Origin of the sequence: Patulibacter minatonensis DSM 18081 (assembly GCF_000519325.1) — a bacterium.
Taxonomy (GTDB): domain Bacteria; phylum Actinomycetota; class Thermoleophilia; order Solirubrobacterales; family Solirubrobacteraceae; genus Patulibacter; species Patulibacter minatonensis.
Genome location: NZ_KI912613.1, coordinates 5,497,361 through 5,519,552, shown reverse-complemented (window position 1 = coordinate 5,519,552; position 22,192 = coordinate 5,497,361). Strand labels below are relative to the sequence as shown.

The window sequence follows — 22,192 nt, the reverse complement described above, 5'->3', positions numbered from 1 at the left end:
GGGTCCGCGCCGGCGGCCGGATCCGCGTCCGCCCCCGGCCCCGCCGCCGAGCCCGCCGTCCCGGTGGCCGACGACGGGCAGGCGACCGACCCCGGCGCCCTGGTCGGCCGGATCGACCGCCTGCGCGGGCGGGTCGACGCGCTCCTCGCACTGGTCGACGGGCTCGAGGAGCGCCCGGCGGAGACCGACGCCGCGGTCGACCGGCTGCAGGTCCCGACGACGACCGCCGGCGCCGGCGCGACGGGCGGGTCCGCGCCTCCGCAGCAGGCGCCCGATCCGCCGCGGGAAGCGGTCCCACCGCCCGAGCGGGCCCCGACGCTCGAGCCGGCCCCGACGCCCGAGCCGGTCCCGCCGTCCGGGACCGCGACCCTCGTCGCCCGCGAGCTCCTCGCGTCGGGCATGACCCGCGAGGACGTGCTCCGGCGCCTGCGCGAGTCCTACGGCGTCGCCGAGCCCGACGCCGCCCTGCGCGCGGCGGGCTAGGCGGCCCGCGGGCTCAGACCCGCGCGCCGTCCCGCAGGTACGCGTCGTAGCTGCGCGGCGCGTGGGCCCGGCCCGAGACGGCGAGGACGGCACCGGAGCCGTCCGGGAGCAGCGCGACCGCGGCCCGCAGCTCGTCGCTGTCCGAGACCCCGGGTCGCGAGACCAGGACCGTCCGTCGACCGATGGGGTGCGCGAGGAGCTCGCGCGTGTCCGCCACCGGCAGGAGCGGGGCGGTGTCGAGGACGACGTCGACGCCCGACGCCGAGAGCTCCCGGAGCACCCGGGCGGCGTCCGGGCTGCCGAGGAGCTCCGGCGCGTTGGGCGGGAGCTCGCCGGCGGGCAGCAGACGGAGGCCGGCCTCGACCTCGATCAGCAGGTCGGCGACCGGCACGCCGCCGACGATCGCGGCCGTCAGACCGCGCGCGGGGTTCCCGGGGACGCCGAGGGCCCCGGAGAGCGCCGGGCGCCGCAGGTCGGTCTCGACCGCGACGACGGGGCGGCCGGCACGGGCCAGGGCGCGGGCGAGGCCGGCGGCGACGGTGGTCTTGCCCTCGCCGGGGGCGGCGGACGTCACGACCACGACGAGGCCGGGGGCGTCGTCCGGGCCGGGGGCGGGCACGAGCGCCGCGCGGAGCATCCGGAACGCCTCGTCCGCCCGGCGGGCGTCGGCGGCATCGGACCCGGGCGGCGGGACGTGCGCGACGAGCGGCAGGCCCGACACCGCCTGGGCGTGGGCCCCACCGGTCAGGCGCGTCGTCCGGCGGCCCAGGACGAACGCCGGGGGCCCGGCGACGAGCGCCCCGACGCCACCGCCCGCCACCGCCGACCACCACGGGCGGTCGTCGACGAGGAGCAGCCCGACGGCGGCCCCCACGAGGACGAGGGCGAGGGCGAGCAGGAGCGCGGTGAGGAGGCGGCGGGACACGATGGGGCAGACGATCGGAGGACGCCGACGCGGCCCCGGATCCACCGGGCGCGGCAGCACCGGGACCCGTCGGCGCGCGCGACGCTCCGCAGACCTTCGCGCAACGCCCGGCGGAACCGCTCCGCGGCGCCCGGCCGGGCATGATGGGGTCCGATGACCATCGAGGAGCAGCACCAGGCGGCAGGCGGCGACCCCGAGGCGATCGTCCGTGCGCTCCTCGACCGGCCGCCCATCGCCCTCCGCCTGCTCGAGGCCGCGCGCACGTGCGTCCTGGACCGCGGCATCTCCCGGGTCACCATGAGCGACGTCGCGCGCCGGGCGGACGTCAGCCGCACGACGCTCTACCGGCACTACCCGGACGTCGAGACCGTGCTCCGCGATCTCGTCACGCTGGACTTCGGCCGGGCGGTCGTCGCCGCCGGCCGCGCCGCGGAGGGACTGCCGTCCGCCAGGGAGCGCCTCGCTGCGACGATCGTGGCGGGCTGCCGCGGGATGCGACGCGACGACCTCTTCCGCAAGATCCTCGACGTCGACCCCGAGTTCCTGCTCCCCTACGTGACCGCTCGCACCGGGGTCTCGCAGCGGGTGATGCTGACGGTGCTCGAGGCCGGCGTCCGTCGCGGACAGGACGACGGGTCGATCCGCGAGGGCGATCCGACGGACCTCGCCCGGGTGCTGCTCGTCCAGGCCCAGGCGCTCGCGGTCTCGATCGGCGTGGTCTCCGACGACGAGGACGACGAGGCCCGCCTGCTGCTGCTCGCCGGCGAGGCGTTCGACGCCCAGCTGCGTCCGCCCGCGGGCCGGTGAACCGGCGGCCCGGCGGCCGCCGCACCCCGGCCCGGGCTCAGGGCGCCTGCTCGACGACGGTCAGCTCGACCGCGCCGCCTCGGCGCTCCTCGCCCAGCTCGACCGTCCAGCCGGCGGCGGCGATCCGCTTCGCCACCCGCGCGGGCGTCTCCGGGCCGTTCCACACCGGCTTGTCGCGCAGGAGCGCGCGGGCGATCGCGCCGCGCGTCGCCTTCGCGTCGTGGCTGACGACCGTCCGCTTCCCGCCGGACTCGCGGACGACGCCGACGAGCACCGTCGGGGCGTCGGCGGGCCCGCGCCACAGCTCCCGGTAGGGCCCGGAGCGCAGGTCCACCACCAGCTGGTCGGCGGGGAGGACGGCCGCCAGGGGCTCCTGCCACGTGCGCCGCGCGCTCTCGGCACCCGGGAGTCGCGCCCCGGCCGGACACCGGTACGCGGGGATCGGGTCCGACGGCCTTAGGACGCCCCACAGCGCGCTGACGATCCGGACGTGCTCCTCCGCGCGCTCCTTGGCGCCGCCGCGCAGCGACGTCAGCCCCAGGCGGTCGAAGAGGACGCCGGTGTAGACCCGGGACGCCGGCGCGGTGGGGGCGGTCCGCAGCACGCGGTTGCGCTCGAGGTCGTCGCGGCTCTTCGGCCCGAGGTGCAGCTCCTCCAGGGCGACCGCCTCGTCGCCGGCGGACAGCGCCTCGAGGGCCTCGAGCGTCGCGTCGCGGACCGGGGTCAGCCCCGGGTGCGAGAGCGCGTCGAGGTCGAGCGGTGGGCCCGACCGCGGCGCGGTCTTGCCCTCCGAGGGCGGCACGAGGATCAGCACCGCGCGGACGCTAGTGCAGCGTCCGCGCGTGCGGCGTGCCGGCCCGGGGGCCGGCGAGGAGGCTCAGTCGCGGGGACCGAGCTCCGGGCCGTCCTCGCCCTCCTCGACGTCCGCCGCCATCTGCTCGGCGAGCTGGGGGAGGAGGTCGGCGACCTGCATGCCGAGGACCTGGGCGAACGTCGCGACGACCTGGTTCTCGCCGTCGGGACCGGGGACCTCCTCGATCTGCGGCGAGAAGATGGCCTCGGCCTGGACCTCGCCGGGCTCCTGCGGGTGGTCGGAGAGGATGATCACGGCGCGTCCGGGACCGTCCTTGACGACGGACCCGCCGAGCGCGTCGCGGACGGAGCCCAGGATCTCGGCGACCATCTCGGACCACAGCACGCGGGCGTCCTCGCGCTCCGCGTCGTCCATGTCGGCGAGGTGGTGGGAGTTGCGCCGGGCGAGGGCCTCGACGCCCGCGGCCACCGAGCGCTGCTCCAGCAGCTGATCGATGTGCAGGGGCACGGACGGCTCGTGCGTCGGGACGGGTTCGGGATCGCTGCTCATGCTGGGCGCACGCTACGCGATCGGGCTCCGTGGCGCACCCGCCGTTCTGCGGGCCGGGGGACGCTCGCGCGGTCGCCGGCCCCGGGGCCGACGGTCCCTCGGGGTGGACCCGGAAACGCGGCGCACCCGCCGTGGGGCGGGTGCGCGGGTCCTGCGTCGGTGCGCGCCGCCCGCGGGCGGCGCGCGGGGTCGCTACCGCGAGACCCGGATCGTCCTGCAGTTGGACGAGTACCGGTTGCGCGAGGCGTACTTCCGGTTGGCGAGCACGACGTCCGTGCCCGAGCCGCACTTCACGACGGACGGCGCGGTCGCCTTCCGCAGGTCGATCGTCGATCGCCCGGTGCTCGGCCGGCCGTTGAAGACCGAGGAGCGACCGGTGCCGCCGATGATGTAGTTGCGGTTGAAGCCGCCGGAGAGGCGGTCGTTGCCGACCCCGCCGTCGAGCCGGTCCCGGCCGTCCTGGCCGTAGAGCGTGTCGTTGCCGTCGGCGCCGAGCATCGTGTCGTTGCCCTGCCCGCCGTACATGCGGTCGTTGCCCGACTCGCCGTAGATCGAGTCGTTGCCCTTGTCGCCGTACAGCGCGTCACGCGACGCCCCGCCGTAGATGCGGTCGTTGCCGTTCTCGCCGTAGACGTGGTCGGTGCCGGTGCCGCCGTAGAGCCGGTCGCCGCCGGTCCCGCCGTAGATGCGGTCGTTGCCGGAGCCGCCGTCGATGCAGTCGCCCGCGTCGAGGGCCGACAGGGCGTCCTTGCCGCCGAGACCCATGATGCGGTCGCGGTTCTTCGTGCCGTAGATCAGGTCCTTGCCGTTGTCGCCGAGGACGACGTAGCCGACCCCCGGACCGCGGAGGCACTTCGAGTTCGGCAGCTGGCCGGCCTCGGCCAGACGGCGGGCCTCGGGCAGCGGGAGCACCCGGCCGCCGCGCGGCGTGTCGGTGCTGTTCGGCACGCCGATGACGACGAGGCCGTAGCGGTCCGTCGCCGGGATCTGGCAGACCCGCGGGCCCTGGCCGACCGGGATCGAGCCGACGGGGCAGATGCCGTCGCCGCCGTCGTCCGGGTTGTCCGGGTTGTCCGCGGGCGGGTCGCACGCGTTGCCGCGCTGGGCGACCTTCGTCTCGCCGACGGTCAGGTCCACGAGGCCGCCCTTGGACGAGCCGCCGGAGAGGATCTGGATCCGGAGCGGGGTCACGACGACCGAGTCCGCGGTCTTCGTCACCTGGTTCAGCGGGTAGATCTTCACGACGGCGTCGAGGCCGGCGTCGGACAGCGCCTTGGCCAGCCCGTTGACGAGTCCGTCGAGCGTGACGGGCTGCCCGAGCAGCTGGACGTTCGTGATCTCCGACGAGCCGGTGAACACGGGCTTCTTGTTCACGCACTTGGCGGTCGCGGTCGCCTTGACCGCCCCGATCTTCAGGAAGCTCGGGTTCGTGCCCAGCAGGCGCAGGTCGAGGTCCGCGATCGTGGTCGACGCGGTCGCGGTCTGTGCGGCCGACGACCCGGTCTCGGGCGTCAGGGTCGTCTTCTCCTGGACCGCCGAGGTCCCGATCAGGCCCTGGAGCCCGACGGAGGAGGTGACGTCGCCGGCGCCCTGCTCGTCGTTGGAGCAGGCCGCCTTGTCGAAGACGGGGCCGGGGACCGAGCCCTTGAGGCCGTTGGCCACGAGGGGCTCGACGTACGGCTGGTTGGCGATGGACGCCGCGAGGGCGCTGGCCCGACACTGGAAGCTCGGCTGCTCGGCCGCCTGCGCGCCCGAGGCCACCACGAGGGTGGAGCCGAAAGCGACGAGGGACAGGACGAGAGCCAGAAGCGGGGGACGTGATCTGACGTGGTGCACTGAGGTTCTTCGCCTTGCTCGGTGCCTCTGGCCCGCGGGGACGCCGGGTCGAGGCCACCGATCGGTGGACCCAGACATCCTACGGCTGGTGTAGGACATCTGTCGAGGAGGCAACCGACCGCCCGGGGAGCACGGAGGCAGACCCCCCGACCGGCGGACGGGGTGGCTCCGAACATCGGGACGGGTTCGCCGGCGGACCCGGAGCGTTGCGGGACGGGCGCCGGTCGGGGCGCGCACCGCGGGAAGCGACGACCGCCCGCCCCGGTCCCGCCGGGTGGCGGGAGCGGGTGGGTGTCGGAGAGTCCGGCGGAGGGCCGGGGCGTCGCGGCGTGCGCGACGCGGGTGGACGCCGGAGCGTCCTGGGTGGCACCCGCGAGCGGCGGGTGCCGGGCCGCTACCGGCGGCCGGCGAGCTCGACGATGAGGTGCTCGGTGATCGGCACCTGGATCTCGTGACGCTCCGGGAGGCGGAGGACGCGGCCGGAGAGGCCGTCGTGGTCGGCCTCGAGCCAGGCCGGGACGATCGCGATCAGCTCGGTGGACTCCGTGGCGATCGGGCGGACGGGGCTGCCGTCCTTGATCGTCACGACGTCGCCCGGGGACAGGCGCGCGGACGCGACCGTGTGGCGCTGGCCGTTCACGAGCACGTGGCCGTGCGAGACGAACTGGCGGGCCTGGGCACGCGTGGACGCGAAGCCGAGGCGGACGATGATGTTGTCGACACGCGACTCGAGGAGCTGCAGCATGCGCTCACCCGTGACCGTGTTCTCCGCGTTCCGCTTGCTGGCCTCGTTCATGAGGTTGCGGAACTGCTTCTCGCGGATGCCGTAGTAGCGCTTGGCGCGCTGCGTCTCACGCAGCTGCTGGGCGTAGACGGACGTCTTGACGCGACGGCCACCGCCGTGCTGGCCCGGGGGCAGCGCCCCACGACGCTCGAGCGCGCCCTTGCCTGCGAGGCGACGAGCGCCCTTGAGTTCGAGATCGACGCCCTCGCGCCTCGAGAGCCGCTCGACCGGCCCGGTGTAACGACCCATTGGGCCTCCTGTGGTCCTGCTCCGACGAAACGACGACACAGGGTAGCCAGGTCGGTGCCCCTCGCGTCGTCCGGCATGCGAAGATCCGCCGTCGCGTCCGGGAGGATCTCCACCGGTCGCGTGGAATCTTCCCCGGAACCGCCCCGGCCCGCGTGCATCGGCACGGCGCGCCGGATCCCCGCCATGAGCGACACCTCGACAGACGACCTCCGAACGCCCGTCGGTGACGACGAGCACCGCGACGACGCGTCCGGTGACGTCCTGCTCGACGACGACGGGCCGGCGGAGCCGCCGGTCATCGGGTGCACGCGGTGCGACGCCCGCGTCGTCATGGGGTCGCGCTACTGCCCGAGCTGCGGCGTCCCGCTGGTGCGCTCGGGGGAGCAGGCGGCGACCGCGCTGTCCCGCACCCGCCGGCGGGCCCCGATCCTCGTCCGCCTGCTGGTGCCGCTGATCCTCCTCGGGATCCTCTACGCCATCTGGTACGTCGCGAACCTCGACCCGCTCGAGAAGGAGAAGGACTCGCTGAAGACGCAGGTCTCCCGCGTCGTGGCCGACCACCGCACCCTGTCGGACCGCCTCGAGGAGCTCGAGGGGGAGACGGATCCCGCCGCCGCGCTCGGTGCCGCCCGGGCTGCGCTCAGCACGCTGCGCGACGTGCAGGACGAGACCGAGGGCGTCGAGTCCGGCACGACCGGCCGCACGACGCGGGTCCGCCGCGCGCTCGCGACCGACCGCCTGTACCTCTCCGCCGTCGTCAGCGTCCTGGCCGACCCGCGGTCGAAGGTCCTCAGCCAGCTCGGCGCCCGCTCCGCACGGGCCGCGGCGGCGCTGAAGGACATCGACGACATCGCGAACACGAAGGACGCGATCCGCGGGACCAAGGTCCTCGGCATCGCCGTCCGCGCCCGGGCGTCCGGATCGCGGTCGAAGCCGGGGACCACCGGGTCCGCCGGGCGCAGGACGTCGTCGTCCCCGTTCGTCAACAAGGTCGACGCAGCGCTGCAGAAGGGCGACGGCATCCGCTCCCAGCTGACCCGCGGCTTCGCGCTGCTGCGCGCGGCCCGCGACGGCGTCTCCGCGTGGGACGGGCAGGGCGCGGCCCCGGAGTCGCAGGACGCGGCGCTGGACGCCGCGGCCACCGCCTTCAGGAGCGTCGCGACGAGCCGCGCGAGCTCCGCCGCCCGCGCCCGTGCGATCGACACGAAGCAGGACAACCAGCGCGCGATCACCGAGAAGCTCGCGGTCGCCTACGAGGCCGGCGCGGCGACGGCGACGAAGATCACCGGCTGCATCGCGTCGTTCGACAACACGGGCCCCGAGGGCGTCGCCCGTCAGTGCCTGCAGGGCGTCCGCGGCGCCTCGAAGACGGAGGCCACGGCGGTCGCCGCGTTCGCCTCGTCGTACCGCCCTGCCCGCGAGGCCGCCGGCCTCACGGGCCCCGTCCCCGCGTTCTAGGAACCGCGTCCCGCGCCGCTCCCGGGAGCGGTCACGGGGCGGGCAGGAGCGCCGCCCGCACGAGCGACCGCACGGAGTGGCGGACCTGGTCGGTCCGCACCGCGAAGAACCACGGCATCCCGTCGGGGAGCTCGCGGATCGCGTTGCCGACGCGCGCGAGGTGCGCGAGCCCGAGGATCTGGACGTACATCGCGTTGGCCGTGTAGTCCGGCTCGGCGACGGTGAACTCCCCGGCGGCGTCGCCCTCGCGCAGCAGCTCGATCGGGCGGTGCAGCGCCGCGGCGACCGCACGACCCATCTGGAGCATCGCGCCCTCGCTGACGACCTCGAGCAGCTCGGTCCCGGGCTGCCGGAGCATCGTCATCGCGGACTCGACGAACGCCGGGTGGGCGAGGCAGAAGCCGAGGAACGTCTCGGCGAAGTCCGCCAGGCGGTCGGCCGCCGGCCCCGCGTCCGACAGCTCCGCGACGTCGGCCAGGAAGTCGTCGACGTAGGAGACGATCACGAGCGCGAAGAGCTCGTCCTTGCCGCTGAAGTGCCGGTAGATGAGGGCCTTGTTCAGCCCGGCCTCGCGGGCGACGTCGTCGATCTGGACGTCCTGCGCGCCCCGCTCGTCGAGGAGCCTGCGGGTGGCCCCGAGGATCTCCCGCTCGCGGTCGCGACGACGGGCGGCGGCACCGGAGCGGCGGTCCGGGGTGGTGGAGCTCCTGGGGGCCATCGGGTGTGATCCTACCCACGGTTGCATCGTCTGTAAACCGTGGTTACACTTCGGGTCAGACGCCCCCGACCGGGGGGTATTCGTTCCCCGCGTTCTTCCGAGGACCCGCACCATGAGCACCACCTCCGACTTCATGACCATCGCCGGCGAGCTTGCGCAGGAGCGCATGAAGCCGGAGTGGCAGACGTTCAACCTCGAGCTGAACGAGGAGCAGCAGACCCTCCGCGACTGGGTCCGCGAGTTCTCCGTCAACACGATCCGCCCGGCCGGCGCCGAGTGGGACGAGCGCGAGGAGTTCCCCTGGCCGATCGTCAAGGAGGCCGCCGAGATCGGCCTCTACGGGCTCGAGTCGACGATGTCGATGTTCCTCGACCCGACGGGCCAGCTGACCCCGATCTTCCTCGAGGAGATCTTCTGGGGCGACGCCGGCATCGGCATGGCGCTCCAGGGCACCGGCCTCGCCGTCTCGGCCATCTTCGGCCAGGGCACGCAGGAGCAGATCGCCGAGTGGCTGCCGCGCTGTTACGGCTCCGCCTCCGAGCCCGTGATCGCCGCGTTCTGCTCGTCCGAGCCGAACGCCGGCTCCGACGTCTCGAACGTCCGCACGACGGCGAAGTACGACGAGGCCACCGACGAGTGGGTCATCAACGGCTCCAAGTCGTGGGCCACCAACGGCGGCATCGCCGACGTCCACGTCGTCATCGCCACGGTCGACCCGTCCCTCGGCTCGCGCGGCCACGCCGCCTTCATCGTCCCGATGTCGGAGATCAAGGGCATCTCGCAGGGCGCCAAGGTCAAGAAGCACGGCATCCGCGCCTCGCACACGGCCGACGTCAACCTCGACGACGCCCGCGTCCCCGGCGCCTACCTGCTGGGCGGCAAGGACAAGCTCGACGCCCGCCTCGCGAAGGCGCGCGAGGGCAAGCGCTCCCACGGCAACGCCTCGATGGCGACGTTCGAGGCCTCCCGCCCCGCCGTCGGCGCGATGGCCATCGGCGTCGCCCGCGCCGCCTACGACTACGCGCTCGACTACGCGAAGGAGCGCGAGCAGTTCGGCCGCAAGATCATCGAGAACCAGGCCATCGCGTTCAAGCTCGCGAACATGAAGACCGAGCTCGACGCCGCCCGCCTGCTCGTGCAGCGCGCGGCCTGGATGGGCGGCGCCACGCTGCGCGGCCAGAAGGCCGAGTTCCCGAACGCCGAGGGCTCGATGGCGAAGTACAAGGCGTCGGAGGCCGGCGTCCGCATCACCGAGGAGGCCATCCAGATCCTCGGCGGCAACGGCTACACGCGCGAGTACCCGGTGGAGCGCTTCCACCGCGACTCGAAGATCATGACGATCTTCGAGGGCACCTCCGAGATCCAGCAGCTCGTGATCGCCCGCACGATCTCGGGCGTGCGCGTCCCGTAGGACCCGCGACACCTGCGGTCGGCGGAGGGCCGGGAGCGACGCTCCCGGCCCTCCGCCGTTCCGGGCTCAGCTGCCGCTGTTGAGCAGCGTGTTGCAGCTCGGAGCCTTCTTCGCGAGGTCGTCGGGGACCTTCTCGCTCTTGGCCGACTTCAGGTCGAGGCTCGCGAAGACGCCGGTGATCTTCGGCAGGTCCTTCTGGGTCTTGATCTCGGCGAGCTTCTCCTTCGCCGTGCCGACCGCCTTCTTCGCGTCGTCGGCGGTGCCCTTCAGCGATTTCTGGAACGACGACCACTTCTTCGGGGCGTCGGCGTCCGCGAGGACGGAGATCTGGCTGTCGAACGTGTCGAGCACCTCGCCGAGGCTCTCCCGAACCTTCGCGACGTTCGCGTCGGACACCGTGGAGCTGCCGGTCGCGAGGCCCGCGATCGCCGTCTGGGCACCGGTCGCGGACGTCACGATCTTCTTGCAGGCGCCTTCGTAGGTCTTCACGTAGGTGCCCTCGTCGCCGTTGGACCCGCCGCCGCAACCGGCCATCGCGAGGCCCGCGGTGGTGAGGAGCGCAGGAGCGAGAAGTCGTGTACGGCGGAAGATCATGGCGGCAACCTAGCGGGAGCACGCGGTGGGAGGGGCCGGGCCGCCGGGCGGGTCGACGCGGTCGTACCCTTGGGCGGTGCCCGACGCGGTCCTCCCTGTCCCCGGACTCCCCGTGGCCCGCTCCGGCGCCGCCGTCCCGCTCGGCCCGCTGACGACCCTCGGGGTGGGCGGCACCGCGGACCGCCTGGTCGTGGCCGAGGACGAGGAGGCGCTGGTCGCGGCGGTCACGGACGCGGACGCCACCGGGCGGCCGGTCCTGCTCCTCGCGGGCGGCAGCAACCTCGTGATCGGCGACGGCCCGGTCGCCGGAGACGTCGTGGTGATCCGGACGACGGGGACCGCGGACGTCGAGGGCCCCGCGCCGTCGGGCGACGCACCGACCGTGCTGCGGACCGTCGCCGCGGGCGAGCCGTGGGACGCCGTCGTCGCCCGCTCGGTCGCCGACGGCCTCGCGGGTCTCGAGTGCCTGTCGGGGATCCCCGGCGCGGCCGGCGCGACACCGATCCAGAACGTGGGGGCCTACGGGCAGGAGGTCGCGGACACGGTCGTGGCGGTCCGCGCGCTGGACCGCCGGACCGGGCGGGTCGTGCGCCTCACCGCCGAGGAGCTCGGCTTCGCGTACCGCGACAGCGTGCTGAAGGGCCGGGCGGACCACGTCGTCCTCGACGTCACGTTCGCGCTCGAGCGGTCCGCCCTCGGCCGCCCGGTGCGGTACGGCGAGCTCGCCCGCGCCGTCGGGGCGGAGGACGGCCGCCGGGTGCCGTCGGCCGAGCTGCGCGACGCGGTGCTCGCGCTGCGGCGCGGCAAGGGGATGGTGCTGGACCCCGGCGATCCCGACACCCGCTCGGCGGGGTCGTTCTTCACGAACCCGATCCTCGACGACGACGCGTTCGCGCGGCTGCGGACCCTGGTCGCGCGCCGGCTCGGCGACGGGGTCGAGCCCCCGGCCTTCCCCGCCGACCCGGGGCGGACGAAGACCTCCGCGGCGTGGCTGATCGAGCGCGCCGGGTTCGCCCGCGGGCACGCCCGCCCCGGCGCCGCGATCTCCTCGAAGCACACCCTCGCGCTGACGTCGCGCGGGGGCGGGGCGGCCGACCTGCTCGCCCTGGCCCACGAGGTCGCCGACGGGGTGCGGGACGCGTTCGGCGTCGCGCTGCACCCCGAGCCGGTGCTCGTGGGCGTCGGCTGGTGAGCCTCTGCTAGAAGGCGCTGCAGGCGGCCGCCTGCTTCTTCAGCGCGGCCGGCAGGGCCGGGAAGGGCTTCGTGACGTCGACGCTCTTCATCGCCCGCGTGAACGCCTTCGGGTCGCCGGACTCGACCGGGTCCTTGACCTTGTCGATCGCCTTGATCGTCCCGGGGGCGGAGTCGGACACCTGCTGCTGGAAGTCCTTGAACTCGTCCGGCGCGTCGAGGCCCTTGACCTTGTCGAGCGCCTGCCGGAACGTGGCGAGCAGCTGCCCCGTGGGCTTGGCGAGCTCCGCGATCTTCTTCTCCTGGTCGCCGCGCGCGACCTTGTCGGCCTCGTTGCCCTGGTTCTGGAGCGTGGTCGCGGCGGACGTCAGGGACGTGCAGACGTCGTTCCAGGTCGACGCGTAGGAGCCACCGCCCTTGCCGTCCCCGTCGGAGCCGCCGCAGCCGGCGACGCCGACGGCGAGCGCTGCGGCGGCCAGGACGGCGGCGGGGCGGTGGAGCGCGGAGCGGGAGAGCATGGCGCGCACCTTAGCCGGATCGTGCATGTCGGCGGCTCGAAACCGCCCGGCCCCCGGGCGGCCCGGGGACGTCGTACGCCGGAGCGTCCCGGTCAGACGGCGCCGGCCGACCTGCACGCCGGCGTCAGCCGGCGGAGGTCCTCCGGGGCGTCCGCGGCCCGGGCGAGATCGGCGACGGCCAGGGTCGACAGGGCCTGCAGGTCCCCGCCCCGGACCCGCTCCTGCGCGGAGCGCGTCCGGGCGGCGGCCGTGTCCAGCCGTCCCCGGGCGCCGGTGTGGTAGACGCGCCACTCCGGCGGCGGGACCGCGCCGGCCACGCGGCGGAGCCGCCGCTCGACCCGGCCGAGGAACGGGGCGACGACGCGCCGGGCGACCGTGCGGCGCTCGGCGGTCGACGCCCCGCCGGCGAGGCGCGCGCGGACCGTCGCGGTCGTGCGGTCCGCGTCGGACCGCAGCGCGACGCACGTGGCCTCCCACGTGCGCGCGTAGGCGCCGGCGACGGGACCCGGCCGTCGCGGGCCGTCGTCCCCGCCCCCGGTGGCGAGGAGGAGCACGGCGACGACGGCGGCCAGGAGGACGGCGAACCCGGCACCGACGAGCGTCCGGCGCCGGGTCATCGCAGGACGGTGCAGTCCGGCGTCTTGTCGCGCAGGTCCGCCGGCGCGTCGACGGCCGACGGCCCGACGCTCCCGACCGCGAGCAGGGGGAGGGCGTCCGGGTCGCCGCCCTGGAGCCGGCGGACGCCGTCGGCGACCGCGCTCCGGCGGGCGGCGATCGTCCGCAGCTCCGTGGCGTGCCAGGCGGCCCACCGCGACGGCGGGTCCAGGCGGCGTGCGGCGTCGAACTGGCGGTCCAGCGCGGTCTGGAGCGCCTTGGCGGGCGCGAGCAGGTCGGCGCTCACCGACGCGGCGCGGGTCCCGGCGATGACCTCGGCGTCGCCGGCGTCGGGGGACGTGGTCGCGGCGGTCGACGCGTCGGTCCGGAAGGTGCTGAGGGCCCCGCCCACCCCGCGGCAGACGCTGTCCCAGCCGTCGGCGTACGTCGACTCCTGGTCGCTGCCGCAGGCCGCGAGGCCGGTGCCGGTCGCGAGCACCGCGAGGGTCACGGCGATCCTGCGACGGGGCAGGCGGGCACGGCGTCGGGGCACGCCGGGAATCGTAGGGCGCGCGGTCACGCGGTGCAGGCGGACGCCCGGGAGCGCAGCGACGCGGGGGCGGACGGCGGCTTGCCGAGGTCCTGGACCTTCTTGATGACGGTCGCCTGAGCGCCGGTGTCCCCGCTCTGCAGGCCGCTGCGGTTGGCGGAGATCACCGACGTGATGCCGGAGACCCAGGAGAGCGTGTCGCGGTGGTACGACGCCAGCGACGACGGCGGCGGCGCGGCCTTCAGACCCTCGGCGGCCGAGGAGATCGCCGTGCCGTAGCTGATGGCGGCCCGGCCGAGCGCCTTCGGGTTCCCCTGGCCGGCCGAGATGTCAGCCGTCAGCGCCTTCGTCGCGGCGTTGAAGCCGGAGCAGAACCGGTTGGCGTCGGCGGCGTAGGCCGCGAGCTCGCCGGCACCGGAGTCGCCGCCGCCGGAGGACGACGGGCCGGACCCGCCCGACGACCCGCTCCCGCCGCTCCCCGAGGAGCTCGACCCGCCGGTGCCGCTCGGATCCTGCTGCACCGTGGACACGCCGGTGACCTCGCGCGTGACGACGCTGGTGGCGCCGGGCGTCGTGATCGGGGCGGGGGCCAGGGCGACCGTCGCGCCGCCGCCGTCGGTCGCGGCGATCGGGTCGCCGTAGCCCGCGCCGCCGCAGCCGGCGAGCACGAGGGCACCGGTGGCCGCGAGGCCGGGCAGCGCACGTCGGAGGGGCGACAGCATCCGGCGAACCGTAGCGGGGCCCGCCCGGTCGGCGCGGAGGCCACGACGGGACCGGCGACCGCCGGGCGTCAGTCGCCGGTGCGCCGGCAGTCCGGGGCGTCCTCGAGGACGCGGGCCGGGATCTCGGGGAGCCCGGCGCCGCGGACCTCCTCCGCGAGCGCCGTGGCGACCTTGCCGCGCCGACCCTGGACGGCGGCGGCGTGCATCGCGTCGGCGTGGCGCCGCAGACCCTCGAGCGTCGACGTGCGGAACGCCGCGTCGGCCTTCGGTGCCTTCGTGTCGGCGAGCCGGTCGGCGGCGCGGCGGACACCGTCGGAGTACCGCTGGAGCGCGGTCGCCAGCCCCGCCTGCTCGGTCGACGCGGTCGTGCGGACGAGGTCCTGGCGCAGCGTGGTGACAGCGGCGCTCAGGTCGCGGCACGTGCGGTCCGCGGCCCGGCCGAACGTCGTCGGGTCGCCGTCGGACCCGCCGCCGCAGCCGGCGAGCGCGGCCACCGCGAGGGCCACGAGCGCCGAGGTCCTCACACCAGACGTCATGGGCCGCAGGCTAGATGATCGTCCCGCCGGTCCCGGGCGCGCCCCTGGCCGATGGACCCACCCCCTACGCTCCCCGGCATGGACGTTCCCCTCGAGCAGCTGGCCGCGGTCTCCGAGGCGGTCGGGCGCGCGGAGGAGGCCGCGGAGGAGCAGGCGTGGACGTCCGCGCGCACCGCGCTCGACGACGTCGACCGGCTGCTCGAGGAGCTGCGCGAGGCGTACCGCACCCTCGGCTCCCGGGAGCGCGGGACGCTCGGGGCGATCGCCACCCCGCTGCGCGCCCGGCGCGACGTCGTGGCGGCCCGGGTCCCGAAGCCGCAAGCGGTGAGCGACGGCGCCCCCGTGCACGATCCGGAGCAGGACGACGAGGCGGGGCTCGAGGCGCCGCCCGCGGGGGCCTGACCGGGCCGCGTCTCGAACCCGCGGCCCCGGCCCGCCGCGTCAGTTGACCGAGGGGTCCTCGGGAACGGTCGCCAGGCGGGCGTACGGCCCGCCCATCCGCTCCAGCGCGCGGTGCCAGAGCAGCTCGGAGTCCTCGCGGAAGAGGTCGTCCGGCTGCGCGGGCACGACGAGCCAGTCGGACGCGCCGAGCTCGTCGTCGAGCTGGTCGGGCGCCCAGCCGGCGTACCCGGCGTAGGCCCGCGCCCGGTCGACCTCGGGGGTGCGCGGGGCCTCGTCGCCCCGGACCATCCCGACCCGGCCGAGCACGAGCAGCGCGGCGTCGGCGGGATCGCGGAACTCGGCGACGGTCAGGAGCGACTCCGGCTGGACCGGTCCGCCGTCGTGGACGACGGCGTCCCCGTGGAACATCGAAGCGATGTCCGGCACGACGGCCTCGACCTTCGTGGCGGTCGGGCGGTTCAGGACGATCCCGAGGGCGCCGTCGCGGTCGTGGTCGACCACGAGCACGACCGTGCGGGCGAACGTGGGATCGCCGATCGTGGGTGAAGCAACCAGCAGCTGCCCGGACAGGCGTCGCGCCATCTCGACTGATGCTGGCAGGTCCGGGGGACGGGCACGTGGCGGCGGGGGCGCGGGCGTAGGCTCGGGTGATGCGGCTGGCGCGCTTCACGCACCCCTCGATCGCGGGCTCGGTCCTGCACGGCGAGGTCCGGGACGACCGGGTCGTGGCGTTCTCCGACGGGTCGACCGTCCTCTCGCGGCTGGACTCGGGCGACCGGTCCCCGGCCGCCGGCGAGGCCTTCGCGCTGGACGCCGTGGAGCTCCTGATGCCGCACGAGCCGGGGGTGATCCACGGGATCGGCAAGAACTACGCCGCGCACGCCGCGGAGATGGGCGGCGACGTCCCGACGGTCCCGATCGTCTTCCTGATGCCGCCGACCGCCGCGACCGGGCCGTCGGGCCCGGTGGTCCGCCCGGCCGTGACCGAGCAGCTCGACTACGAGGTCGAGCTCGCGATCGTGCTCGGGCGGCTGCCCGACGGCGCGGTCGGCGCGGCCGGCTTCTGCGTCGCGGACGACGTCAGCGCCCGGGACCTCCAGGACACCGAGGACCAGTGGGCGCGGGCCAAGGGTGCCGACACCTTCGTGCCGTTCGGTCCGTGGATCACCACGAGCGACGAGCTGGCGGCGCGCGACGTCGCCTGGGACGGCGGGACCCCGGTCGTCCGCGTCCGGACGTGGGTCAACGACGAGCCCCGTCAGGACGCGTCGACCGCCGACCTCGTCTTCGGCGTCGACGCGCTGCTGACGCACATCGGGGCCGCGATCACGCTGCGGCCCGGCGACCTGGTCCTGACCGGGACGCCCCACGGCGTCGGGAAGGCCACGGAGCGCGCCGACGGCTCGGGCACGGGCGTCTGGCTGGTCCCGGGGGACGTCGTCCGCATGGAGATCGAGGGCCTCGGCACGATCGAGCACCCGATCACGGCGCCCTGAACGACCGACGCCCGGCGAGGGCCGGGCGTCGGGAGGACTGCGGTGCGCGGCGCGGGCCGCGCGGGACTACTGGACGTCGAAGCCCTTGTTCGGCTGCGAGAGGTCCGGGAGCTCGGTGCCCAGCACGGTGTCGATGAGGCCGTACTCCTTGGCCTGCTGCGGCGAGAAGAAGCGGTCGCGCTCCATGTCGCGGTCGATCGTCTCGCGCGTCTGGCCCGTCAGGCCGACGTAGATCTCGTTCAGGCGGGCGCGGGTCTTCAGGAGCTCGCGGGCGTGGATCTCGATGTCCGACGCCTGGCCCTCGAAGCCGGTGACCGACGGCTGGTGCGTGAGGATGCGCGAGTTCGGCAGCGACGAGCGCTTGCCCTTCGCGCCGGCGGCCAGGATCAGCGAGCCGGCGGACATCGCGATGCCGACGCAGATCGTGCGCACGTCGGGCTTGACGAAGTTCATCGTGTCCATGATCGCCAGGCCGGCGGTGACCGATCCGCCCGGCGAGTTCACGTAGATCGAGATGTCCTTGTCCTCGTCGTCGGACGCGAGGTGCAGGAGCTGCGCGACGATCAGGTTCGCGACCTGGTCGTCGATCCCCGTCCCGAGGAAGATGATCCGCTCGTTCAGGAGGCGGCTGTAGATGTCGTACTCGCGCTCACCGCGCGCAGTGCGCTCGACGACGACCGGAACCAGAGGCATGGGAACACCCTATAGATGCCGCCCGGCGGCCCCGTCGCCGCTGGACGGGAGGTCGTCTGCCGTACAGTCGGGAGACGTGATTGACGCTGCAACGATCCCGGATTCCCCATCGGGAATCCGGGTTCCTCACGTGCGTCCGGCGCTGTCGGTCCGCGGGTTCACGAAGACGTACGACGGGGGCTTCACGGCCGTCGACGGACTCGACCTCGACGTCCCGGACGGGTCGTTCTTCGGGCTCCTCGGGCCGAACGGGGCGGGCAAGACCACGCTGATCGGTGCGGTCTGCAACCTCGTCCGCCCGACCGCGGGGGAGATCGAGGTCTTCGGGCATCCGCACGACGCGCGGAACGCCCGCAGGCTCGTCGGGCTCGCCGAGCAGGACATCAACCTCGACCGCTTCCTGACGGTCTCCGAGGTCCTGATCTACCACGCGGGCTTCTTCGGCATGGCGCGGAGGCGGGCGAAGGGGCGCGCCGAGGAGCTGATGGACGTCTTCGACCTGACGTCGAAGGCGAAGGTCCGTCCGACCGCGCTGTCCGGCGGCATGCGCCGCCGCCTGCTCCTCGCCCGCGCGCTCATGCACGAGCCGCGCCTCCTGATCCTCGACGAGCCGACCGCCGGCGTCGACGTCGAGCTGCGCTCCGAGCTCTGGGAGTACACGCGGAAGCTGCACGCCGCGGGCACCACGATCCTCCTGACGACGCACTACCTGGAGGAGGCCGAGGCGCTCTGCGAGGAGATCGCGCTGATCCGGGGCGGGCGCATCATCGCCCGGGACAGCGCCGACGGACTGCGGGCCCGGTACGGCGCCGACGACATCGCCGGGGTCTACCTGCAGGCGATGTCCGACGCGGCCGGCGACGACCGGGGCGCGGCGCGGTGAGCGTCTCCGACGTCACGACCCTGCCCGATCCCGACGCGCCGTTCGTCGAGGACCGCCGGGGCCTGCTCTGGCTCTGCGAGCGCGAGGTCGTGCGCTTCCTGAAGCTCTGGATGCAGACGCTGATCGCCCCGGTGATGTCGTCCCTGCTCTTCATCGTCGTCTTCGGCCTGGCGCTCGGCGACACCATCGCGGACGTCGACGGCGTGCCGTACAAGCAGTTCATCGTCCCCGGGCTCGTGGTCCAGGCGATCCTCACCGCGGCGTACTCGAACAACAGCTCGACGGTCTTCCAGGCGCGGTCGGACCGCTTCATCAACGACGTCCTCTCCAGCCCGCTGCGCTGGTGGGAGGTCAACATCGGCCTCGCGATCGGCGGCGTCGTCCGCGGGCTGCTGACCGGGATCCTGCTGCTCGTCCTCGGCGTGGCGATCACCGGCGTCGGGGTGGAGCGGCCGCTCGTCCTGATCGTGGCGACGGTGCTCGTGCTGATCGCGTTCGCGCAGCTCGGGGTGATCGCCGGGATCTACGCGAACTCCTGGGACTTCATGGCGTTCGTGACGTCGCTGGTGATCCTCCCGCTGAGCTTCCTCGGCGGGATCTTCTACTCCGTCGACCGGCTCCCCGGGGCGTGGGAGGTCGTCTCCCACGTCAACCCGATCTTCTACCTCGTGCAGGCGTTCCGGATCGGGTTCGTCGGGCACGGCGACGTCAGCACGTGGCTCGCGCTGCTCGTCCTCGTCGCGCTCGCCGCCGGCCTCAGCGCGTGGTGCGCCTGGCTGTTCCGGACCGGGCACCGCCTGAAGCCGTGAGCCCGGCGCCGGAGGCGCCGACCGCGCCCTCGGACGTCCTGCTGATCCTCGGCGGGATCGCGTCGGTGCAGGTCTCCGCCGCGGTCGCGACGGGGATGTTCGACGACGTCGGGCCCCTCGGCGCGACGATGCTCCGGGCGCTCCTCGCCGCGACGCTGCTCCTGGCGGTCGTCCGGCCCCCGGTCCGCGGGCTGCCCCCGGGCGCCCTGCGGGCGGTCGTCGCGTACGGGCTCGTCCTCGGCGTGATGAACACCGCGTTCTACCTCGGCATCGACCGCGTGCCGCTGGGGACGGCGGTGGCGATCGAGTTCCTCGGTCCGCTGGGCGTCGGGGCCTGGTTCGCCCGGCGCCCGCGGGACCGCGCGTGGGCGGGGCTCGCCGCGCTCGGGGTGCTCGCCCTGACCCGGCCGTGGAGCGCCGACGGGGCCGATCCCCTCGGGGTGCTCTTCCTGCTCGTCGCCGCGGCGTGCTGGGCGGCGTACATCCCGCTGGGCGGGCGGGCCGCGCGCGGGCTCCCCGGCCTGCAGCCCGTGGCGCTCGCGATGGGCGTCGGGGCGCTCGTCCCGCTGGTGCCCGGACTGGTGGAGGGCGGGGCGGACCTGCTGCTGCCCCACGTCCTCCTGCTCGGGCTGGTCGCGGCGGTCGCCGGATCGGCCGTCCCGTACGCGCTCGAGCAGCTCGCGCTCCGGAGGGTCGCCCCCGGGGTCTTCGGCGTCCTGATGGCGCTCGAGCCGGGTGTCGCGGCCCTGGCGGGCCTCGTCCTGCTCGGCCAGGACCTCTCGGCGCTCACGCTCGCCGGCCTGGCGCTCGTCGTCGTCGCCGGCGTGGGGGTGACCCGGGCGCCGTCCGTCGCGTCCCCGGACCCGCCACCGCCCCCGGCGCCTCCGCTCGCCTGAGCGCGGGGCCCCGCGGCCCGTGTCGCGCGGCCCCGGGGTTCCGCGGGCCCGCCCGGGCCGGACCGCGGCTCGCACCCGGCGTCGGGGACCGGGATACTCCCACCGGTGCCCGTGAACCTGCCGAACGCGCTGACCGTGATGCGCATCCTGCTCGTGCCGGTCATGGTCTTCGCGCTGGCGCAGGAGACCGGCACCGGTGACGTCGTCGCGGCCTTCGTCTTCTGGCTGGCGTCCGTCACGGACTGGTTCGACGGCTGGCTCGCCCGGCGGTCCGACCTGATCACGAACTTCGGGAAGCTCGCCGACCCGATCGCCGACAAGCTGCTCGTGATCGGGGCGCTCGTGATGCTCGTGAGCGTCGACCGCGTCGCCGCCTGGGTGGCCGTCGTGGTGATCGGGCGGGAGCTCGCGGTCACGCTCACGCGCGCGGTGGCGGCCCAGCAGGGCGAGGTCATCGCGGCGGCCTGGCTCGGCAAGGTCAAGACCTCGTTCCAGATCCTCGTGATCCTGCTCCTGATCCTCATCTCGCCGGTGCCGGCCTGGTTGGACGTGCTCGTCTACGCGATGGTCGCGATCACGCTCTGGAGCGGCGTCGACTACTTCCTCGGCCTGCGCCGGACGATGGCCGCGGACCGCACCCCCGCCGCCTGACGGACCCCGTCGACCGCGCCCACGGGGTTCCCGCGCGTACGCAACTACCGGCACCGTGGGCACCCATGCGTGCGATCTGGCCGGATGTCCGTCCCCTGCCCGTGTGACAGCGATCACCCTCGCGACGCGAAAGCGTCCGACCTTGTGCTATTCCTTGCAAGCACGACGACAGGTCAGCGTCGGCACCGCAGGGGACCGCGACAGCGCCCGGGGGCCACGACTGCATGTCGACGGTGGAGACATCGTGATCGTCCTCCGGGCAGGGTCCGGTGGACATCGAACCGAAGATTGGAAGGTTCCGACGTGAGCAACAACGAGGCCCTCTTGGCCGACGAGACGCCGATCACCGAGATCGACGAGTTGCGAGCGCTCATCGCGGAAGGTCAGGACAAGGGGTTCCTGACCGTCCAGGGGATCGCGGCCGCCCTCGAGGAGGCCGAGGTCACGAAGGAGCAGCTCACCGCGTTCCACGGTCACCTCGACGAGCTCGGGGTCGACGTCCTGCAGAGCGGCACCGACGCCCACGACCGGACGGCGTCCGAGGCCGAGCGCCTCGAGCAGGCCGGGTCGCGCAAGGACCGCGAGTCCGGCTCGGCGCCGAAGGAGCGCCCGCAGATCGACCTCACCGTCGAGCCCAGCCTCGACTCCCTGCGCATGTACCTGCGGTCCATCGGCCGGGTCGCGCTGCTGACGGCCGACCAGGAGGTCCAGCTCGCCAAGCGGATCGAGCGCGGCGACATCCAGGCCAAGCAGCAGATGATCGAGGCCAACCTGCGCCTCGTCGTCTCGATCGCCAAGGCCTACCTCGGCCGCGGCCTCTCCTTCCTCGACCTCATCCAGGAGGGCTCGCTCGGGCTCATCCGCGCGGTCGAGAAGTTCGACTACCGCCGCGGCTACAAGTTCTCCACGTACGCCACGTGGTGGATCCGCCAGGCCGTCACCCGCGCGATCGCGGACAAGGGCCGCACGATCCGCATCCCGGTCCACATGGTCGAGAAGCTCAACAAGGTCGTCCACGTCGAGCGCCAGCTCGTCCAGTCGCTCGGCCGGCAGCCCACGCCGGAGGAGATCGCGACCGAGGTCGACATGCAGGTCCGCGACGTGCGGGACATCCTGCGCATGTCGCAGCAGCCGATCTCGCTCGAGAAGCCCGTCGGCGAGGACGAGGAGTCCTCCCTCGGCGACTTCGTCGAGGACAAGGACGCCGAGTCCCCGTTCGAGATGACGAGCGAGCAGCTGCGCAAGGAGCACGTCCGCCGCGCCCTCTCGACGCTGCCCAAGCGAGAGCGCGAGGTCATCGAGATGCGCTTCGGCCTCTCCGGCGACCAGCCCTCGACGCTCGAGGAGGTCGGCCGCGCGTTCGACGTCACCCGCGAGCGCATCCGCCAGATCGAGAGCCACACGCTCAAGAAGCTCGAGTCGCTGCCCGAGTCGCAGCGCCTCCGCGACGCCGTCTAGTCAGGTCCTCCCGGCGAGGCGACGCGATCCGCGCCGCCTCGCTAGGATCCGCCATCGCTCGGGGGGATGTCCGAGTGGTTAAAGGAGACGGGCTGTAAACCCGTTGGCTCTGCCTACACAGGTTCGAATCCTGTTCCCCCCACTGCTCGAAGGCCCCGCGACGCG

The 22,192-nt window shown here is 74.3% G+C and carries 25 protein-coding genes, 1 tRNA gene and 1 pseudogene; 13 read left to right on the top strand and 14 right to left on the bottom strand.

Going from position 1 to position 22,192, the window contains the following annotated elements:
- A pseudogene (locus PATMI_RS0126045) lies at nt 1–483 on the top strand (hypothetical protein); the annotation flags it as partial.
- A 13-nt stretch (nt 484–496) separates the two neighbouring features.
- Here the strand turns inward: PATMI_RS0126045 and PATMI_RS35550 are convergent.
- Nucleotides 497–1,408, bottom strand: a complete 912-nt coding sequence (locus PATMI_RS35550) for a nucleotide-binding protein (protein WP_026913037.1) — start codon at nt 1,406–1,408, stop codon at nt 497–499.
- Nucleotides 1,409–1,561: 153 nt separating this feature from the next.
- On the opposite strand from PATMI_RS35550, the gene PATMI_RS0126035 reads away from it, so the two are divergent.
- Nucleotides 1,562–2,215 (top strand): TetR/AcrR family transcriptional regulator, encoded by a 654-nt coding sequence (locus PATMI_RS0126035; RefSeq protein WP_051472297.1) that lies wholly within the window; start codon nt 1,562–1,564, stop codon nt 2,213–2,215.
- Nucleotides 2,216–2,252: 37 nt separating this feature from the next.
- On the opposite strand, the gene PATMI_RS0126030 is transcribed toward PATMI_RS0126035, so the two are convergent.
- The 4 genes from PATMI_RS0126030 to rpsD form a co-directional block, all read right to left on the bottom strand.
- The gene (locus PATMI_RS0126030; protein WP_026913035.1) at nt 2,253–3,029 is read right to left on the bottom strand and encodes a YaaA family protein; all 777 of its coding nucleotides are present in this window, start codon (nt 3,027–3,029) and stop codon (nt 2,253–2,255) included.
- Between the two features lie 63 nt (nt 3,030–3,092).
- Nucleotides 3,093–3,578 (bottom strand): hypothetical protein, encoded by a 486-nt coding sequence (locus PATMI_RS0126025; protein ID WP_026913034.1) that lies wholly within the window; start codon nt 3,576–3,578, stop codon nt 3,093–3,095.
- 192 nt (nt 3,579–3,770) lie between these two features.
- Nucleotides 3,771–5,339 carry a calcium-binding protein gene (locus PATMI_RS35545; protein WP_051472296.1) on the bottom strand — a complete coding sequence of 523 codons (1,569 nt, stop codon included), beginning with the start codon at nt 5,337–5,339 and terminating at the stop codon, nt 3,771–3,773.
- A gap of 469 nt (nt 5,340–5,808) precedes the next feature.
- Nucleotides 5,809–6,447 (bottom strand): 30S ribosomal protein S4, encoded by a 639-nt coding sequence (rpsD, locus tag PATMI_RS0126015; protein ID WP_026913033.1) that lies wholly within the window; start codon nt 6,445–6,447, stop codon nt 5,809–5,811.
- 183 nt (nt 6,448–6,630) lie between these two features.
- Here rpsD and PATMI_RS0126010 point away from each other — a divergent pair, with 183 nt between their 5' ends.
- On the top strand, nt 6,631–7,905 hold the full coding sequence (locus PATMI_RS0126010) for a hypothetical protein (protein WP_026913032.1): 1,275 nt from the start codon (nt 6,631–6,633) through the stop codon (nt 7,903–7,905).
- A gap of 31 nt (nt 7,906–7,936) precedes the next feature.
- Here PATMI_RS0126010 and PATMI_RS37075 read toward each other — a convergent pair whose 3' ends face one another.
- Nucleotides 7,937–8,623 (bottom strand): TetR/AcrR family transcriptional regulator, encoded by a 687-nt coding sequence (locus PATMI_RS37075; protein ID WP_026913031.1) that lies wholly within the window; start codon nt 8,621–8,623, stop codon nt 7,937–7,939.
- Between the two features lie 133 nt (nt 8,624–8,756).
- Between PATMI_RS37075 and PATMI_RS0126000 the strand changes: the two genes are divergently transcribed.
- Entirely contained in the window at nt 8,757–10,034 is a 1,278-nt protein-coding gene (locus PATMI_RS0126000) for an acyl-CoA dehydrogenase family protein (RefSeq protein ID WP_026913030.1), read from the top strand.
- Nucleotides 10,035–10,100: 66 nt separating this feature from the next.
- Here PATMI_RS0126000 and PATMI_RS0125995 read toward each other — a convergent pair whose 3' ends face one another.
- Nucleotides 10,101–10,628, bottom strand: a complete 528-nt coding sequence (locus PATMI_RS0125995; protein WP_157260979.1) for a hypothetical protein — start codon at nt 10,626–10,628, stop codon at nt 10,101–10,103.
- 76 nt (nt 10,629–10,704) lie between these two features.
- Here PATMI_RS0125995 and PATMI_RS0125990 point away from each other — a divergent pair, with 76 nt between their 5' ends.
- Nucleotides 10,705–11,820, top strand: a complete 1,116-nt coding sequence (locus PATMI_RS0125990; RefSeq protein WP_245604303.1) for a UDP-N-acetylmuramate dehydrogenase — start codon at nt 10,705–10,707, stop codon at nt 11,818–11,820.
- A gap of 7 nt (nt 11,821–11,827) precedes the next feature.
- Here the strand turns inward: PATMI_RS0125990 and PATMI_RS0125985 are convergent, their stop codons facing one another.
- From PATMI_RS0125985 to PATMI_RS0125965, 5 genes are all read right to left on the bottom strand, one after another.
- A complete protein-coding gene (locus PATMI_RS0125985) occupies nt 11,828–12,337 on the bottom strand; it encodes a hypothetical protein (protein ID WP_026913027.1) in 510 nt (169 codons plus the stop codon).
- Between the two features lie 92 nt (nt 12,338–12,429).
- Nucleotides 12,430–12,954 (bottom strand): hypothetical protein, encoded by a 525-nt coding sequence (locus tag PATMI_RS0125980; RefSeq protein WP_026913026.1) that lies wholly within the window; start codon nt 12,952–12,954, stop codon nt 12,430–12,432.
- The gene (locus tag PATMI_RS0125975; protein WP_026913025.1) at nt 12,951–13,484 is read right to left on the bottom strand and encodes a hypothetical protein; all 534 of its coding nucleotides are present in this window, start codon (nt 13,482–13,484) and stop codon (nt 12,951–12,953) included. The genes PATMI_RS0125980 and PATMI_RS0125975 overlap by 4 nt, the downstream gene beginning before the upstream one ends.
- A 23-nt stretch (nt 13,485–13,507) precedes the next feature.
- Nucleotides 13,508–14,203, bottom strand: coding sequence for a hypothetical protein (locus PATMI_RS0125970; protein ID WP_026913024.1), 696 nt, complete (start codon nt 14,201–14,203; stop codon nt 13,508–13,510).
- 68 nt (nt 14,204–14,271) lie between these two features.
- Nucleotides 14,272–14,739 carry a hypothetical protein gene (locus tag PATMI_RS0125965; protein WP_157260978.1) on the bottom strand — a complete coding sequence of 156 codons (468 nt, stop codon included), beginning with the start codon at nt 14,737–14,739 and terminating at the stop codon, nt 14,272–14,274.
- A 78-nt stretch (nt 14,740–14,817) separates the two neighbouring features.
- On the opposite strand from PATMI_RS0125965, the gene PATMI_RS0125960 reads away from it, so the two are divergent.
- Nucleotides 14,818–15,141: a hypothetical protein gene (locus tag PATMI_RS0125960; RefSeq protein ID WP_026913022.1), complete on the top strand. Its 324-nt coding sequence runs from the start codon at nt 14,818–14,820 to the stop codon at nt 15,139–15,141.
- A gap of 39 nt (nt 15,142–15,180) precedes the next feature.
- On the opposite strand, the gene PATMI_RS0125955 is transcribed toward PATMI_RS0125960, so the two are convergent.
- Nucleotides 15,181–15,723, bottom strand: a complete 543-nt coding sequence (locus tag PATMI_RS0125955; RefSeq protein ID WP_026913021.1) for a YqgE/AlgH family protein — start codon at nt 15,721–15,723, stop codon at nt 15,181–15,183.
- A 68-nt stretch (nt 15,724–15,791) separates the two neighbouring features.
- Between PATMI_RS0125955 and PATMI_RS0125950 the strand changes: the two genes are divergently transcribed.
- On the top strand, nt 15,792–16,637 hold the full coding sequence (locus PATMI_RS0125950; RefSeq protein ID WP_026913020.1) for a fumarylacetoacetate hydrolase family protein: 846 nt from the start codon (nt 15,792–15,794) through the stop codon (nt 16,635–16,637).
- Nucleotides 16,638–16,703: 66 nt separating this feature from the next.
- Here the strand turns inward: PATMI_RS0125950 and PATMI_RS0125945 are convergent, their stop codons facing one another.
- The gene (locus PATMI_RS0125945) at nt 16,704–17,330 is read right to left on the bottom strand and encodes an ATP-dependent Clp protease proteolytic subunit (RefSeq protein ID WP_026913019.1); all 627 of its coding nucleotides are present in this window, start codon (nt 17,328–17,330) and stop codon (nt 16,704–16,706) included.
- Nucleotides 17,331–17,460: 130 nt separating this feature from the next.
- On the opposite strand from PATMI_RS0125945, the gene PATMI_RS33440 reads away from it, so the two are divergent.
- From PATMI_RS33440 to PATMI_RS0125915, 6 genes are all read left to right on the top strand, one after another.
- Nucleotides 17,461–18,213 carry an ABC transporter ATP-binding protein gene (locus tag PATMI_RS33440; protein WP_051472295.1) on the top strand — a complete coding sequence of 251 codons (753 nt, stop codon included), beginning with the start codon at nt 17,461–17,463 and terminating at the stop codon, nt 18,211–18,213.
- Nucleotides 18,210–19,022, top strand: coding sequence for an ABC transporter permease (locus PATMI_RS33435; protein WP_051472294.1), 813 nt, complete (start codon nt 18,210–18,212; stop codon nt 19,020–19,022). Before PATMI_RS33440 ends, PATMI_RS33435 begins: the two co-directional genes overlap by 4 nt.
- The gene (locus PATMI_RS33430) at nt 19,019–19,918 is read left to right on the top strand and encodes an EamA family transporter (RefSeq protein WP_051472293.1); all 900 of its coding nucleotides are present in this window, start codon (nt 19,019–19,021) and stop codon (nt 19,916–19,918) included. The genes PATMI_RS33435 and PATMI_RS33430 overlap by 4 nt, the downstream gene beginning before the upstream one ends.
- A 111-nt stretch (nt 19,919–20,029) precedes the next feature.
- On the top strand, nt 20,030–20,569 hold the full coding sequence (gene pgsA, locus PATMI_RS33425) for a CDP-diacylglycerol--glycerol-3-phosphate 3-phosphatidyltransferase (RefSeq protein WP_036730098.1): 540 nt from the start codon (nt 20,030–20,032) through the stop codon (nt 20,567–20,569).
- A gap of 303 nt (nt 20,570–20,872) precedes the next feature.
- Nucleotides 20,873–22,027 carry an RNA polymerase sigma factor RpoD gene (rpoD, locus tag PATMI_RS0125920; RefSeq protein WP_084270259.1) on the top strand — a complete coding sequence of 385 codons (1,155 nt, stop codon included), beginning with the start codon at nt 20,873–20,875 and terminating at the stop codon, nt 22,025–22,027.
- 60 nt (nt 22,028–22,087) lie between these two features.
- Nucleotides 22,088–22,169, top strand: a tRNA-Tyr gene (locus PATMI_RS0125915).
- The last annotated feature ends 23 nt before the right edge of the window (nt 22,170–22,192 follow it).